Source organism: Microcoleus sp. B4-D4 (assembly GCF_036705185.1).
In the GTDB taxonomy this organism is placed as follows: Bacteria; Cyanobacteriota; Cyanobacteriia; order Cyanobacteriales; family Microcoleaceae; genus Microcoleus.
In genome coordinates this window covers 14347-30542 of sequence record NZ_JAUBTX010000066.1, presented here as the reverse complement: position 1 = coordinate 30542, position 16196 = coordinate 14347, and the positions used below count along the sequence as shown (strand labels likewise).

Sequence of the window (16196 nt, the reverse complement as noted above, 5' to 3'; positions counted from 1 at the left end):
GTTTTTAAGCAACAGCTTGCCTGAGATTCAAAGGTGGCTACTTTTAGCTACGCTCATTTTTTAGTCTAAACTACAGTTTTAAGGGGGGTTAGGGGGGATCTGTCTTAAGTGAACCGTATTGAGTCATAATTTACTTGTTTTCTGAGTCAGGGCGCGCGCTTTTCAACTTACCGTTTTTGCGCGCCGTTGACGGAGGAAAATCGCCAAAAGCCCGATCGCCCCAACCATCAAAAGCAGCCATTCTTCCGGTTCGGGAACCCCCGAAACATTCAAAGGATTGCTCGGTTTCGTCAACTCCTCCTTACCCGATTCTACCTCGCGTTCAAATCGATCGTTTTTACCTTCCGCCGCCTTTAGCTGCGCCCTTTGCTCGTCATTAACCAACACAATCATCGAAGAATAGGGCGTGACGACTTTAAACGTTTTAGCAAGCGACTGCATCGCATCCAATTGAGTCAATTGATTAGCAGTTTTCTGCTTGCTGAGTGCCGTTATCAACTGTCGCGCCGCTATCGGTTTAAAACCTTCATTTTCATCATTAGTTATTTTCGGAACCCCTGCAGCCACCTTCGGAGTTTTAGCATAACTCCAAGCATAACCATCAACAACATTAACTACAGATTTCCCCGACGCTGCCATCGTCGCCACTCGCTGCATTGCTTCTTTGATATCGGTAGAAACTCCGCCGCCACTATCTTGAATCACCTTTAAAGTAGCGTCGTCATAGCCAGGGGGCAAACCTCCTAAATGCACTGTCCATAAAGGTGCAGTTAGAGAAACGCTGGTTTTGCGATCGTCCGATAACTCGTAACTGTGGCGATCGCTCACCAAGAATACAGTATCATAAGTGCGATCGGCGCGCAACCGTGCAAACTGTTGCAGAATATCCTTAAGTTGAATTGTACCGTAAAACGTCAACTTTCCCGCATCAAAACTGCGTATATTTTCCACCAACCTCGGCGGCACACCCGCCGCACTCGACACATATAAATCCACACTGTTTGTGGCTAAAACATTCTTTTTTAACCAATCAAAAGTCTCCTTAAGTTCTTGACTTTCCGCCGCCATACTCCGAGAAGTATCCAGCACCAAAGCCAACTTTTTAACGTTTGGCAAAAAGTAATTTATATCAATCAGCGGCTGAGCAGAAACAGTATTTTTGCCGGGTAAATTCGCTAAATGCGGTATTGCTTTTTGCGGTGCAACTGCGGGTAAAAATGCTGGAAGCCAAGTTTCTTTTGCCTCCTTACCCTTGTATTTAATCTCCCTTCCAGCGATAACTCGGCGAGTATTTTGATTCCAAAAAATATTGCGTTTTTCCGATAAACTTGGCATCGCCCAACCCTGTGCTTGTCGCAGGACTTTGTAAGTCAGCCAAAGGTGCATTTCCGTTGGCCCGTTAGTAACCGCAAACTCTCGTTTAGGCGGAACAGGAAAAGCTCGCAAGCGGTATTGTTTCGGGCCAATTTGTTCGAGCAAAGCCGGATCTACTCTTTCTACTACCTGCTCGTTGTAAACTTGCTGGGCGGCACCTCTGGGCGACACAGTAAAAGCAAAACGCTTGTTCAAATCCCCAGTATCGCCCAGCCAAACTCCTGTAACTGCGGCGCTTTCCGGCAGAGAAAAGTAATAAAATACTTCTTGCAAGTTGGGCGTTTGATTTTTGTAAACTTCGTAGATTTGAACGTCAGCCCAATCGCCGTTTTCTTTGACTGTAACTTCTTGAGAATCCAACCATACTTTTTCCTCATTGACATTCAACAAACCAGCCTTAGCTTCTTCCCGGTTAGATGTTGACTGCACCGCGTGTTTTACTGCTTCTGTGTCACCTTTTTGAATTTCAGTATCGAAGAATCCAGCGTAAAGTTTTTCGGCTTTTTTGACATCGGAACCGGAGCCTTGATACAAAAACGGCGACATTAAAATATTATAGCTGTTCTGTACGCTTTTAGCTGCTTGGTCAGGCAGATTTAAAGTATTTTTGTACAGCGAGTAAATGTGGTCATTTTCTCCCACAGTGCTCAGGTAGCGGTAAGGAGACAAATAGGCGTTAACTAAGCCCGATCGAATCATATCAGACTTGGCTAATAAAGTTTGACGCGCCGTCTCATTAGCTGCGGGAGTTTCCAGAATTTTCATTGCTTGAATTTGCGGCTGCTGCTGCAAAGCTGCGAAAATAGCCAGCCAAGCTGCCATCACTCCCAAGCTGCCCGCGATTGCTTGATTTTTTCCGTATTGCGAAGCAAAACTATTTAATATTTTGCGCGCGGATTGGATGTAGAGAAAGCCGTAAAGCGAAGGCATTACTACGAATAAACTTGAGGTAAAACCAAATAGAATTAAGGATAATGGCAGCCACCAAATTATCTCAAATGAACTGTACTTGAAAGATTCAATCAGTGGTGTAACCCAAGTAAAACTAAAAAATCCAACTACGAGTACAGTTGCGACAGGCAGTGCGTAAAACATCAGCAATGTGGCTGCCCAAATGCCAACTAGCAACATTAAACTGTGAACTCCTAACTGTATCCAGACAATTTGTTTGTTGCCAATCAATCCACTCACAGGGTGCTGTTTGTTTTCAGCATTTTGAGATATTGAAGCATCTTGAGTGTTTTCTATTTTTCCCAAATATCCGTAGAGGATTTCTACTAAAAATCCTGCGGTACACAATCCTATTGTCCCAATAATTTGAGAGCTAGGTGGATTCAGTTCTCGCAGCAAAAATAACCTGATTGAGCAGAGCAAAAATAAGGGCGCTTCTACGCCGTAAAACAGGCGCATTAGCTGCAATGGTTGTTTGCTAAAACGCTTGTTGAATCCGACGATTGTAAATACTGTCGGTACTGCTATTAGTGCTGTTAAGGTTAAGGCAAATTCCAGGGGGATAATTCCGTCTATTGTGGCTTGGATTAACGGGATTGCCAGGTAGGGCAAAATTCCCAAATAAACAATTGACAAAAACGTCAGGTTCCACAGCCAAAATATTAGCTGAAAAATTATGTTCAATGCCAGCTTAATTTTTTTCATTTTTTGCTGTTGTTAAGCTATAATTAACGGTGTTATGTACGTTTTTAGCAAAAGATTGGACTTCGGAACTTTCGGGGTTTACGGAATTGTCAAAAAGAATTGACACAAGCACCCAAGTATGATTTTTGTGGTTGATATCGCGGCGGATTCGCTCTAAGAAATTATCGGTTGTTTGCTCGGAAGATTGCAGCCAGTAGGTGGCAGATAGTTGGTTGTCTTTGACAGACAGCCAGCGGGCTGCGATGGCAGGAGTTAGCTGTTTTCTTTCTATGCGGTTGACGGGGATGCCGCTGGCGATAAAGCACAACTCTGGTGCGTGATAAGTCTGCCAGGATGTGCTGGCTACGGTTAGCATGGAACCGCGCAAGTTACCGGAGATAAATCTCTTTTTTTCTGTTTTGGTGTCTGGGTAATTGCCGAAGAATTTTTGTTCGCTGGGATTCAGGGGGATTGGTTCGGATATGATTTGTTGGGGAAATTTCAGGGGGGCGATCGCTACTTGTTCGCTTTCTACATGATAGAATTGAGAAATTGCTGCCAACACAGCGACGGCCGCAATTAGTCCGGCTTTTGCTAAGGGCTGATTTTTGAGGATTTCTACATCTGGTTGCGACTCAAGATTAATTTGTTTGGCTGCGGAAATTTTTGGTATTTTTTGCAGCATCAACCAACTCAAAAAACAAGCGCTAACTAAACCGACTATTCCCAGGGGTACGTGCAGGATTTCGGCATAAATTGGCTGTTGAAAAACTTGGGCAACTAATACTAATACGACTACCCGCAAAGCGTTAGCCGAAACTAACATTATGAAGTTGACGGCGCATACTCCTAGCCATTTAAAACCCAATTGACGGCTTTCTAACCAGGTAGCAGCTAGCAAAAATAGTGTCCCTACTAAGAGGGTTTTAATGCCGCTGCAAGGTACGTCTACTTGAGCGATGCCGTTTTCTAAGACGATGATATCGTAGGAAGAAATAGCCCCGATTTGGAAAACCGATAGCAATTTTTCTACTACCTGAGCTGTCAGCACTCGCGCCGGCAAACCCAATCCGTTATTGAGCTGAGTGTTGAATGGTAAAATACAAGCTAGCAGCCCCGCGATTGGCAGGTTTTTTCGCCAAAAGTTCGGCTCTACCATTAAGCCATACAGCCCGTAGGTTCCGAGGATAAATAGCAGGATGGTAATTTGTTTGATGTCTATTATGCACCCAAGGGCGATCGAGCAAACGCTCGCACCCAACATTAATACCAGCGGATAGCGCCTCACAACGAATTTGGGGGACAATGCGGGCGGGCGAGTTCCCGAACTGAGCGATCGCACTACTAATGCTACAATCAGAAAACTAATTACTATCTTGTACAGTGTCGGTATCTCAACAAACGAGGATAACAGCCATTTAACTGCCGAGATATTGGCAAAAAACCAAGTGAGCGACAGTAAAGAAGGAGCTAACCAAACCAAATTAACCGCAGGATAAGGAGTAACAGAATCTGGAATTCCAGAATCTGGAATATTGGTGCGCTGCATGATACCGCTTGACATTCACGTTGGTGACATCTTAGCTCAGCAACATTGGTAATGCCTAGACCTGAAATTTAAGTTTTGTCAAGCTTTTATTTTTTCTACAGACAAGCTAGCGTTATAATAATTTCAGCGGAGGTAAAAATGAGCGAAAAAAGTCCGGGATACAAAATTGTTAGCGATAACCGACAAGCGCGGCATCTCTATGAAATTATAGAGACATATCAGGTGGGCATCGAGTTAAAAGGAACCGAAGTTAAATCTATTCGGGAAGGAAAAGCGAATTTGCGGGACGGATACGGCTTAGTTCGGAATGGCGAACTGTGGCTGATAAACGTTCATATTTCGCCTTGGAGAAGTGCTAGCAACTATTTTAATCACGAACCAAGACGCACTCGCAAATTGCTGATGCACAAGCAGGAAATTCGTAAACTAATTGGCAAAGTGGAAGAAAAAGGTTTGACTTTAGTGCCGTTAAAAATGTATTTGAAAGGCGGCTGGGTTAAACTCGATATCGGTTTGGGTAAAGGTAAAAAATTGTATGACAAGCGCGAAGATTTGAAGAAACGCGAAGACAAGCGGGATATGGAACGCGCAATCAAGCAATTTTAGTGATTGGACGAATCTTCTCAAAGCCTGTAAAAAACAGGCTTTTCGAGTCCTATCTACATGAGTTATCGTTTATGTCTGTTAGTAATTAGTAGACTTGAGTTACATAAATATTCGCTTTGTTAACCGCAGATTTCAGGCAGATAAACACTGACGGATGCAGATAATTCAATGTTATCTGTGTTTGATTTGAGTGCAACTCAAGTCTAGTGATTAGCGATTAATCATTAGATTTGAATTGCTCTTCATTCTCTTTCTGTTATTGAAATACATCTGCGGTTTTCCCATCGATGGAAGATTTATAGCACTTCTCAAGCGTGGTGAGGATAGCCCTATGCCCTATGCCCCATGCCCCATGCCCTATACAGGATAGTATCTCATCTTTCGCTTGAAAGGCTATATGCAATCCGTTTATTGTCGATCGCCCCACAACTAAGTATTATTACTCACAACATCCGTAGCAGTCCAGGCTCTTTCTCCTTTCAGGCTTAGGGCTTACGGCTTTTTTCTGGCTTTTTTCTGAAATGATCCGGATAGGTGTTCGAGCCCCGCGAAGAATTAACCTATGCTCGAATACATCTAGGTAGTGGCAGCATTACGCAAGCATTCGGCTGTGGAGTTGCAAACCAGAAATGAGAAATAGGCTCAGGCCTAAGTCAATTCCTAAGATGATGATGTCATGAGGGTGGGAATGAAATACGGCAAACAAATTATCACTTAACTAACAGTGACAATTGCCAAAAACGACACCATTAGCTAATATTTTTAATGTCATGAAACATCCAGGGAAAAAGTATCACCAGTCCAAGTGGGCGGCCTTCCTGCTCCTCCTAACAGTAGGTTTTGGTGGTTGGCAATTTGGATTGCCGGAACTCGCATCACTGTTTAATAATAGAGGCTTGGAAAACTACAAAGCCAATCGATTGGCCGATACTCAACAAGCCTATGAGTTGGCGCTCGTTGTAGACCCCAAAAGTCGCGCAGCTCTTTACAATTTGGGATGGCTTTGCGAAGAGGTGCAAGATTTGGAATGCGCCCGAGGAAAATATCTGCAAGCTGCCAAACTAGGTCTGCCTGCTGCTTACAGCAATTTGGCGAGGTTATATATTCTTGATAATAAAAACTATGCTGCTGCGGTTCACTTGCTGTGGCAAGGTTTGAAAGTAGCTGAGGACGATCGAGTTAAATATTCTTTACTTAAAAATTTGGGATGGGCGCGGCTGAAACAGGGTCGATATTCAGAAGCATTGCAACATTTGGATGCAGCCATTAAGCTTGATAGTGAAGGCCCAGCAACTTATTGCCTGAAAGCGCAAGTCCTAGAAGGGATGAAAAAAACGAAGGAAGCACTACCGCAGTGGAAAATTTGTCTAAAGTATGCGGATTCTCAAGAGTTCGATGAGGATATATGGATAGGAATGGCACGTCAACGATTAAAAGAGGAAAAAACAAATAAATGAAACGCACATTTTTGCTTTCATCAACCATACTGGCAATTATCACAGTATTGCAGTTCAGTCAAGCCTCAAAAGCACAACCCACTCCTGCAACTGTTCAATCTACAGTTAATGAATCATCCGAAACGCCGTTCAGCTCGAATCAGTCAACGTGGCGGCGTTGCCGTGATAGAAATGGTGGAAATTATCCGTGCCCGAGATTCGTCATGCCTTCGGAGAGCGAAGAATAAAAGTTATTTTCCATAAATTTTGTATGGTGTGACACCAGCACTTTACATTTGCAGGTATGTAGTATGTAGTAATTTTATGTAGGGTGCGTGCAGCGCGCACCCTACTATTGATCGTGGCTGTGTTCGTACAGCCATCAAGTAATATCAAATCCTCTCTTCATCGGAAGAGTAAATTTACTGTTGACTGTTGACTGTTGACTGTTGACTGTTGACTGTTGACTGTTGACTGTTGACTGTTGAGTGTTGACTGTTGACTGTTGACTGTTGACTGTTAACATCATAAGGAATACAACCGAATTTGATATAATATTATGTCCGGTCGATTGATAAAAAGAAAATTGGATCGCACGCGCGATCCGTTTTTGTGATGGTAATTTACCGGAGATGATATCAAAAGCTCGAAGAGCTCCTGCAACCGGCGAGCTTCGGGGAAAGCACTAAAAGAAAAAAATGCTTTTTGCAAAAGAACAGATGTTCTGTGCCAGCATTTTTATCTACTCGCTTTCTGTCAAAGCTGAATTTTGCTGCTGCGGGTTCCTGTAAAAACTAGCAATAATCGCCACCATCAACCACCACAGCATATTAACTTCTGGTCTGTACCAAACGGTATCGACAAAACCGTGGGCCATCATGCCGGTTAAAGTTGCGATCGCCCCAATCAACCAAAACCCTTGATTCGATTTGAGATTTGGGGACGCTTCCTCTAAATTAGAGATATTAAATTGCGCGTCGCGCAATTTTTTGATCTGCAACAAACCTTGATTGACGGTGACAGTCAGCAGCCACAGGAAACACATTAAACCGATAAAGCCAGTTTCTACGGCAATTTCCAGCAGCACGGAATAAGCGCTCAAAGCAGTGAATTTCGGCTTCATATAAAGCGGATAAACTTTATTAAAGGCGGTGTTTCCGGGGCCAATTCCGAGAATTGGCCGATCGCGAATCATGTCAATCACCGCCGTCCAAACATTAATCCGAAAACTGTTGCTGCTGTCGCCGCGGCCGACAAACATACTCGAAACTCGATCGCGCAAAGGCTCCACTAAAGCCACTCCTAAAATTAAGGCTCCAGCCAAACCTCCCAACCCTAACGGCAGGGCCCAAGTGCGCCAGAACCGAGGCATAGAAGGGCTGTACCAGTACCAAAGCAGCACTGAAAACACGACAAGCAGAGCCACAAAACCGATCCAAGCACCCCGGCTGTCGGTGTAGCGCAAGCACGCGCAATTCACCACCAGCATTGTCAGGGCTAAAAGTTTTGTTCCCCATCCTTTCCAGACAAAAAGTGCGGCGGCGCTCAAGGCAATTGCTGGCAGCAAATAGGAACCGAGCAAGTTTGGATTGCCCAAAAAGCTGTAAACTCGCGTGAAATCGGCTTGAGTTGAAGTCGGATCGTTCCAAGTAGCTAATGGCGGCACTTTATCGATCCACTGCCGCACGCCGTAGAAACTGACTACTAGAGCGACATTTAAATATACTGCAATCAACCAGGAGCGCAGGCGGGAATCTCGCAATATCCGCGCCATGAGGGCAAAAAACAGCAAATACAGCGTTAGCTTGCCCCAACCGACAAAAGCGGCGGCTTTCACCGGCGACATGGCGGTGGCGACGGTGGCAATGCCCCAGTACAGCAGTACCAGCAAGTGAATGGGTGTGAGGGCGATCGCGCGATCGTCAGAAACAGTCAGCAGCACCCAAAATGCTGCACCAGCAGCCATCAACAGCCCCACCAAGGCATTGTTGACAAACGGGCCCATACTGAACGTCAAGGCCAGCAAACCAAAACCCAGAGGCTCCGCCCACTGCATCAGCCAGCTACTTTCTCGCCAACTGCGCGCATTGCCGATCGTCCAATTCAATAAATAACTGCCATTTTGCCACTGAGAGAGCGGCAAATTTGCCAGACTTAACTGTTGCCAAACTGAATTCATTTCTATTTTAGATTTGTAATTAGTCATTAGTCATTAGTCATTAGTCATTAGTCATTGGTCATTGGTCATTAGTCATTAGGGAATTGTTAGCTGTTAACTGTTAACTGTTGACTGTTAACAACTGTTTTCCTGCCAACTAACAACTAACAACTGCCAACTACCAACTGCCAACTACCAACTGCCAACTGCCAACTGCCAACTGACTTCATCCTTCCAACAACTCCGTAGCATTAGTGCAAGGGAGCCAGAGCACGTAGCGATATCCAGATTCCGGGGTGCCTTGAATCGAGAGTTGGCCGCCTTGAATTTCCACCAACTGGCAGCAAAGCAGCAGCCCCAATCGTTCCCTAGCCCCGTAACCAGCTAACACGGGTGCGGTATCCGCGGCATTCTCGGCCACCAAAGCCGCCAACTCAGAAAACGCCAGCGTTAACCGCTGGGCACTCTGTATCTGTGTCGCCAGTTGCGGTTCGAGTTCCGGGGAAGAGGTTTCGGAGTTCGATCGCCAACCGCTACCTGCTGTGGCCTTCAACAAGTAGTCGGAGTAGAGTTTAGCATGGGGCAAACTTTCTCCCAACCAAGGATGAAAAACCCAAACTCCGATGTTGATACCGTCTTCTTTCCGAGAAACGTGGACTCGAATCACGCTGCCTGCCCCAGCCGATTGAATAATGCTAAAAATTAAGTGGTGCAGCATTTGCTGAACCTTATCCTTATCTGCCAACCAGATGCGCGGCCCGGGCCCGATCGTGAAATTAATTTCTTGCTCTCGCCTACTTGCCGCCGGCGACAGGGTTGTCACAACTTGCTGACACAAACCTTCTATATCGACTGCGACTCGCTTCAAGGTGAAAGACGATTCATCGAGATTTGCTAGTTCCAAAATTTCTTCAACTAGCGATCGCAAACACCGACTGCTGTCTTGAATCACGTCGATATATTCTTTTTGCTTGCTCGTCAATGGCCCGTAAATTTCTTGGCTCAACACGCTCGCCATGCCGATGACAGAAGTGAGTGGGGTGAGCAATTCCTGCGCTAAATGATTCAGGAGTTTTACCTTAATTGAGTTAGTAGACAAATCGATAGGTTTGTTATTCATCGGTGATTTTTCTGGTTTTATTATGGCTCGTTGATTATTAGTGGTTCATTATACCTCTTTCTCAAGTCTATAACAACTTGTTGGCAGTTGCAGACTTTAGTTAACTGATGACTGATGACTGTTGACTCTTGGCTGTTGGCTGTTGCTGCTGACTGTTAGTTGTTAGTTGTTAGTTGTTATTTGTTATTTGTTATTTGTTGTTAGGAATTGAGAATTGGAAATTGGGAATTCGTAGCAAGTAACCAATAACCAATAACCAACAACCAATAACCAATAACCAATAACCAACAACCAATAACCAATAACCAACAACCAATAACCAATAACCAATAACCAACAACCAATAACCAATAACCAATAACCAATAACTACTAACTACTGACTAATTAATCATTGCTTCTAAAGCTGATTGCAAATCTTGAGTGAGTTCGGCAACTGCTAACCGGCGGCTGGTTTGATATCCCTGCCAGCGATCGCCCACTGAGAGCGGTTCGCCCACGGTCATTTGCACCTGCTGTTTGCCCAAAGAAGGTCGCCCGAAAGGATTTCCGCCTTTGATGCGAGTCAGTACATCCCACAGCAGTAAAGTTGTTTCTGCCAAACGTTCTGCAGTCAGTTTTTCTTGGACGTACCTGCCGGTAACGGAGACGAAACTTTCGACAAGTCTCATGTGCCACATCCGCAGACTTGCTTCTTCGGCGAGGCGATCGGCTAATCCTCTTTCTAAGGGACAAAGTGCTGCAATATCTTTGATATCTTCTCGATAAATATAGTCCCAGCCTGCTTGTTCCAGACGGCGACAGCGGTCTATCAAACTACCTTTGGGCTTTAAGTTAAAATATTCTTCTGCTACTTGCAAAGCCACGTCTAACAGTGCTGTCAGTCGAGCAACCATCACTTCATTGCCCGAATCGTTGGCAGTTGTGTCTGGTAGCGATAATGATGTTAAAATAGAGGTTGTTGGCTGTATCTTTTTATGATAAAAACGGCTGTAAAACTCGGACATTACTGTTAACAAGTGGCTGCCAAGTCGAATCAGGCGCAGATATTGAAATTTGTAATTTTGGTCTTCGGTATCGGAATTTTCTGCTTCTAAATTGGCGGTGTTGGTGCGGTCTAAGGGTGGGAGTCCGCAATCTATTTCTAATTGAGTTAAAAGTTTTTCTAGGGGTTCCCAAGGTGGGTTGACATAGCGGTATTGAATGCCGATCGGCACAATTAACACTTTTTCCTCAGTACGTCCGGCTTTGAGCAAATCTTCAACGCACCAGAAGCCCATTTGAGCGATTCCCGGTTCGAGGGGGCTAACTATTTCATTGTGACCGTTGGTAGCGCCTTCTGGGGCGGCGGCGATGGGAAATTGGCTGTTGGCGAATAAATCGCGGGCCGATCGCAATCCGGCGCGATCGATTTTACCGCGAACGATCGGAGTACCGCCGAGGCGAGAATACAGCCAGCCGACTCCAGCACCGGCCCAGAGGGGAATTCCGCGATCGTAGATAAAGTGGGAATGTACCGGAAATTGTAGGGGAATACCTTTGGCGCGCGCAGCTTGCGGAACCAGTTTCCAAACCAATTGTCCCAAACAGTAGGGATCGTCGGAGTTTGGGTGGCGGAAGGCCAGCAAGAAGCGAAGTTTCTGATTTTGAAATTGGTGGAATAGTTCGGCGAGGGTTTCGACGTTTTCGGCTTGAATGTGGCTGATACTCGTCCGAAATCGCAGCCAGCAGGGGAGTATTTGCTGAGCGCCCCGGACTACTAGGGGGTTGTAGGCTGGGGGTATGAATTCTAGGGGCGGCTGAACTTGGTGAATTGAGTTGGCCATTTTGTGATTTTAAATTTGAGATTTGAGTTAAGGTCGTGTGCGATCGATTGACTGAAATCAGATTCCGCACGCGCGATCCGTTTTTGTTATGGTAATCGACCCGACAGGATCTGAGACGGCGGTTTCAACAGCCCTACAGAGACAAAACCCGCCTGCGCGGGTTGAAGAGCTATTTCCCCTAAACTCGTAAGTCGAAATTCGGGTGAGATTGCTAACTTAAGCTTATTGGTCGATCGCCACCAGCGCATAACTCATCTCGCTAAGATTTTGGCAATCCAAAATCTCAAATCTAAAATCTAAAATCCTATTGTGCGGGTTCAAGAATCACTTCTTGGAAGTTAATCACATCCGATCGCGGATCGCAATGTGTGACTTTGACTTCTAGCCGATCGCCAATTTCGACCGATCGACCAAATCGCATCGCCAATTCTAAGCCCAATTCTTCCAATAAAATCAATGCGAGATTGCTATCTTCCCTCAACCAGCGCAGCATTAAAGCTTCCCAAACTCGATCGGGATTGCGCCGCAAATATTCCAATCCCCAATAGCGATTCGTTTGGCGTTCCACAGTAGAAGCTTCTCTGACTGCGGTACCGAGACACATCACAATATCCTGTATTTCTTGGGCAGAAAAAGGCAGTGGTTCGCCCCGCAGGTGAGCTTTAATTTGGAAGTGAGCCAGCAAGTCGGTATAGCGGCGGATGGGAGAAGTAACTTGAGCGTACAATTCCAAACCCAAGCCTGCGTGACGTCCGGGGGTCAAGCCCATTTCGCTACGGGGCATACAGCGGCGCACGGCGCAAGCGCGGGCGGGGCCTGCGGGTACGGCCAGCAGTTCTTCATCGGGGGGGAGTTCTGGCTGGGGCTGATAGCGGTAGGGTATTGGCAGGCTGTGAGTTTGACCGTAGCGGGCGGCGACTTCGCCAGCTAAAATCATCATTTCAGCTACTAGCATTCGGGCTGTGGAGTCGTCGATGACGTGGATGTCGATGTCCTCGCCGTGGACTTTGATCACGGATTCGGGCATGAAAATGTTGATTGCGCCTTGGACTTCGCGCCATTTTTGCCGCAGTTTGGCCGCAATGGCGATCGCCCCTATTTCCGGTTCTGCTTCGATTCCCAACTCCAGCATTTCGTCTACATCATCGTAGGTTAAGCGGTAGGTTGGTTTGATCTTGCTGATGTGGATGCTGTAATCTTGAGCCGCGCCGATTTCGTCTAAGGTGACGCTAAAGCTCAGGGCGTTGCACTCTTTGCCTTGAACCAAGCTCATCGGCCCGGCTGCCAATGCTGAGGGAAACATCGGGATTGGGCCGGTGGGCAGATAAACTGTAGTGGTGCGCTTTCTGGCTTCGAGGTCTAGTTCGTCTCCGGGGGAAAGCAAGCTGGTGGGATCGGCAATGTGTATCCACAGCCGCTGCTGGCCGTTTTCGAGGAATTCTAAGCTTAGTCCGTCGTCGATTTCGGTGGTGCTTTCGTCGTCGATCGTGTAAACCTTGAGGTGAGTTAAGTCGAGACGGTTTGTCTCCGAGTCGGTTGGGGGATTTTCTAGGCAGCTTTGGGCCACTTCTAATACCTTTGCGGACAATTGTAGAGGAATTTGGCTGCGCCGCAAAAACAGGTTTTCGTGGGTGCTCCACAGGCCGAGATCGACTAGGAGTTGAAATGCTGCTTCGGGGTTTTCGGAGCGTTCTAAGCTGGCTAAAGTTTCTAAGGCCGGGGTGCGGTGCGTGGCTTCTTCTCCGAGGGTTGCAAAGCGTTCTAGGGCGTCGAGGCGAGTTCGATCGCTATTAATCCACTCGACATTTTCCCCAGCCAGCCGCTGTTTGACTCGATCCCAAAATCCTTGGGATTCTTGGTGTCGCTGCTGTTCTACTTCTTGCTGGTGTTTGATTTCGGCTACTTGGGCGGCCGATCGCGGTTCGTAACGATCGCCCTTTTGTTTGAAATACAGTTTGTCTGTTGATAGCAAACAATATGCTGCGTAGCACTGGGCCGGAGTGCGATCGGAAAATAGCAGCATGGCGAGGGATTCGGGATCTGTGTTTTCTCCGTCGCCCACTAGGAGTTCCCAAGCGACTTCTAAACTCGACGGATCTGAGTAACCTTCTACTTCTTTAAGAAATTTGGCAATGTCGGAGGGTTTGTAACTTTCTCCGACTGCTTCGTAGCTGATTTGCTTGGGCGGTATGCTGTGCGGTTGGCCTTTTTCGTCTACCACTACCCAGTTTTTCTTGCCGTCGGGGCGATCGGCAACTGCCAGACGGCGATCGCCGTGCACTCTAAATTCTACTAACGTTCCCTTCTCCACTTGCCAGCTTTATTAATTTTTATTGGAATATTTCACTCTTGCTATTTGTCTGGTTGCGATCCGGGGATTTTAGATTTTGGATGTTTATCTTTTTTACATCTCTTGTTAAAACTAACATCTAAAAAGTTGGGCTTTTTGTGCTTTAATTTTTAACTTTTTAGATTTTGATTAAGACTTACGCACCACCGACTAAATACCCAATCTTGCGCTCGATTAGCGATTCTCGCTTGCGACAAAAAGACGTTGTTTTCGCGTAAGTCCTATCTTTCCAAAATCTAAAATCTAAAATCCAAAATCGAATTAGCCTTCTTGATTTACGAAGGGCATCAAAGCTACAATTCTTGCTCTTTTGATGCTTCTGGTCAAATCTCGCTGCTGTTTTGCTGTCAAACCGGTAATCCGGCGGGGCAGTATTTTACCGCGTTCTGTGACGTATTTTTTGAGCAGCTCGACATCTTTGTAGTCGATCGGGTCTCCTGGTTTGATTGGCGAAACGCGCCGGCGAAAGTAAGTCATGGTTCTTTGTTTGTTTACTGTTTACTGTTGACTGTTGACTGTTGGCTGTTGACTGTTGACTTGATCGCAACTGACAACTGACCGATCGCAACTGACGGCTGACTACTTAATCTCTTTGTGGGCAGTGTGCTTGTTGCAATGGGGGCAGAACTTTTTGAGTTCCAGCCGCGCCGTCGTGTTGCGACGGTTCTTGGTCGTGGTGTACCGAGACACGCCTTTGGAGCGTTTGCTCACGTTTGTTCGGCACTCAGTACACTCTAGAGTAATTATGATCCGGACACCTTTAGCCATAATTCTAAATAAATTTCGACTAATTTAAACACAATTTATTATCGTCTCACACTGGTCTGCACTTGGTCAAGTAATCTTCTAACTTTGATGTCTAGGGAGTAGCCGCGCTTGGTGCCGATGACGATCGTCTGGCTGAGTCGATCGTGAAAAGCTTGGGGAAACCGGGCGGTGTCGATGAAGGCAGTGCTACAGTCGATCGCCAGCGGCAGAATCAGCAGCAAGACGGCGGCGTTGGTAGATGTGAGCCCGCCTACACCCGCAAAGGCTAGGGCGGCGCAAATGCCCAGCAATCCCTCGCGCTTGCAAAGTTTCTGCACTCCGGGAATCCGTTCGAGTCTAACATCGATAATTTTCATGTCCAACGCCCAGCGCCCAAGACTTTGACCGTGGTTTTTCCTGACAATGGGTACGCGCAAAATCATCCACAGCAGGAAAAAAAAGATGGTTTGGACGATCGGATTTGCGCCGAGAAGCAAACTGGGCAGCCAAACGGCAATTGCGTCGATGCAGAAAGCAGCAGCGCGACGGCCGATCGATACTTTCGGAAGCAAGGGAACTAAGTCGGAACTCATGGGCCAAAAAGAATTACTTTGAAATGCGTAAGTCTTGTTTCTATCATAATCCAAATCAAGGGGCTTGCAGCCGTAGGGCATAGCGTCAAGGCGCAGCTACATTAATAAACGTCATCATGGCTTCCAATATCCACCAATAGAATAACCATTTCTAATAATTCCTCATCTTCAGAAAATTTAAAAATTATTCTGCAATCGTAAGCAACAGAACAAGACCATAACCCGGCTAAATCCCCTCCTAACTTGTGAGACTTCAAAGATGGCATAAATGGATCATCTGTCAACAGCCTTAAAACCTTAGCAATTTGATCCTTTAATTGTGGATTTTTCTTTGTAATCTTCCTAAAAGACCGATTAAATCCACTACTCCAGACAACTTCCATCATCATCTCCTAGTAAATCTGCGATCAAATCATCAACGCTTCCTCTCTTTGCGGTCCCATTCTTAAATGCCTGCATCACCTCCTGAGCATTAGCCAAAATTTCAGCCCGCCGATTTTCAATCCGTCGCTTGCGGATTAACTCAAATAAACGCTCCTGATCTTCTATTGTCAATCTTTCAATAGACTCAATAATTTCTTGAAAAGTCATCATCTAACCTCCTTAATAATTCCCCAAGATATTAGCAATACCTTTAATAACCCGTTCCAAATTAGGCAAATAATTATCGCCTTTGTTGATAAATTCCAAAATGCGATCGACATAAACTCGATCTCGTTCTAAATTCAGAGAAACTTGTTCTCTACCAAAACCCGATCCTGAATCAAACAGCTTCACCCATGCACCGACTGACAAAAGCCACT

The 16196-nt window shown here is 45.9% G+C and carries 15 protein-coding genes; 3 read left to right on the top strand and 12 right to left on the bottom strand.

Annotated features, from left to right (window positions below; genetic code table 11):
- Nucleotides 1-162: 162 nt before the first annotated feature.
- Together QUB13_RS28090 and xrtO are read right to left on the bottom strand one after the other, a co-directional pair.
- Nucleotides 163-3030 (bottom strand): TIGR02921 family PEP-CTERM protein, encoded by a 2868-nt coding sequence (locus QUB13_RS28090; RefSeq protein ID WP_333387776.1) that lies wholly within the window; start codon nucleotides 3028-3030, stop codon nucleotides 163-165.
- Complete coding sequence (gene xrtO, locus QUB13_RS28085; protein ID WP_333387773.1) at nucleotides 3017-4573, bottom strand: exosortase O; 1557 nt, start codon at nucleotides 4571-4573, stop codon at nucleotides 3017-3019. Before xrtO ends, QUB13_RS28090 begins: the two co-directional genes overlap by 14 nt.
- 123 nt (nucleotides 4574-4696) lie before the next feature.
- Between xrtO and smpB the strand changes: the two genes are divergently transcribed.
- From smpB to QUB13_RS28070, 3 genes are all read left to right on the top strand, one after another.
- Nucleotides 4697-5164: an SsrA-binding protein SmpB gene (gene smpB, locus QUB13_RS28080; RefSeq protein ID WP_193971280.1), complete on the top strand. Its 468-nt coding sequence runs from the start codon at nucleotides 4697-4699 to the stop codon at nucleotides 5162-5164.
- Between the two features lie 731 nt (nucleotides 5165-5895).
- Entirely contained in the window at nucleotides 5896-6621 is a 726-nt protein-coding gene (locus QUB13_RS28075) for a tetratricopeptide repeat protein (RefSeq protein ID WP_333387770.1), read from the top strand.
- Complete coding sequence (locus QUB13_RS28070; protein WP_333387767.1) at nucleotides 6618-6848, top strand: Osc7112_2153 family protein; 231 nt, start codon at nucleotides 6618-6620, stop codon at nucleotides 6846-6848. The genes QUB13_RS28075 and QUB13_RS28070 overlap by 4 nt, the downstream gene beginning before the upstream one ends.
- Nucleotides 6849-7342: 494 nt before the next feature.
- On the opposite strand, the gene QUB13_RS28065 is transcribed toward QUB13_RS28070, so the two are convergent.
- The 10 genes from QUB13_RS28065 to QUB13_RS28020 all read right to left on the bottom strand — a co-directional run bounded on the left by QUB13_RS28065 (nucleotide 7343) and on the right by QUB13_RS28020 (nucleotide 16188).
- Nucleotides 7343-8779 carry an IctB family putative bicarbonate transporter gene (locus tag QUB13_RS28065; protein WP_333387779.1) on the bottom strand — a complete coding sequence of 479 codons (1437 nt, stop codon included), beginning with the start codon at nucleotides 8777-8779 and terminating at the stop codon, nucleotides 7343-7345.
- A gap of 205 nt (nucleotides 8780-8984) precedes the next feature.
- Nucleotides 8985-9878, bottom strand: a complete 894-nt coding sequence (locus tag QUB13_RS28060; protein WP_333088226.1) for a sensor histidine kinase — start codon at nucleotides 9876-9878, stop codon at nucleotides 8985-8987.
- Nucleotides 9879-10260: 382 nt separating this feature from the next.
- Nucleotides 10261-11703, bottom strand: coding sequence for a 1-acyl-sn-glycerol-3-phosphate acyltransferase (locus QUB13_RS28055; RefSeq protein WP_333387764.1), 1443 nt, complete (start codon nucleotides 11701-11703; stop codon nucleotides 10261-10263).
- 304 nt (nucleotides 11704-12007) lie between these two features.
- Nucleotides 12008-14014, bottom strand: coding sequence for a ribonuclease catalytic domain-containing protein (locus QUB13_RS28050; protein ID WP_333088222.1), 2007 nt, complete (start codon nucleotides 14012-14014; stop codon nucleotides 12008-12010).
- A 300-nt stretch (nucleotides 14015-14314) separates the two neighbouring features.
- Nucleotides 14315-14530, bottom strand: coding sequence for a 30S ribosomal protein S18 (gene rpsR, locus QUB13_RS28045; protein WP_194010705.1), 216 nt, complete (start codon nucleotides 14528-14530; stop codon nucleotides 14315-14317).
- Nucleotides 14531-14632: 102 nt separating this feature from the next.
- Complete coding sequence (gene rpmG / locus QUB13_RS28040) at nucleotides 14633-14821, bottom strand: 50S ribosomal protein L33 (protein WP_333088218.1); 189 nt, start codon at nucleotides 14819-14821, stop codon at nucleotides 14633-14635.
- Nucleotides 14822-14859: 38 nt separating this feature from the next.
- Entirely contained in the window at nucleotides 14860-15393 is a 534-nt protein-coding gene (locus tag QUB13_RS28035) for an RDD family protein (RefSeq protein WP_333088216.1), read from the bottom strand.
- 101 nt (nucleotides 15394-15494) lie between these two features.
- On the bottom strand, nucleotides 15495-15782 hold the full coding sequence (locus QUB13_RS28030) for a type II toxin-antitoxin system RelE/ParE family toxin (RefSeq protein WP_333088214.1): 288 nt from the start codon (nucleotides 15780-15782) through the stop codon (nucleotides 15495-15497).
- A complete protein-coding gene (locus QUB13_RS28025; protein ID WP_194066079.1) occupies nucleotides 15757-15987 on the bottom strand; it encodes a hypothetical protein in 231 nt (76 codons plus the stop codon). Before QUB13_RS28025 ends, QUB13_RS28030 begins: the two co-directional genes overlap by 26 nt.
- A 9-nt stretch (nucleotides 15988-15996) precedes the next feature.
- Nucleotides 15997-16188 (bottom strand): hypothetical protein, encoded by a 192-nt coding sequence (locus QUB13_RS28020; RefSeq protein ID WP_333088213.1) that lies wholly within the window; start codon nucleotides 16186-16188, stop codon nucleotides 15997-15999.
- Between the last annotated feature and the right edge of the window lie 8 nt (nucleotides 16189-16196).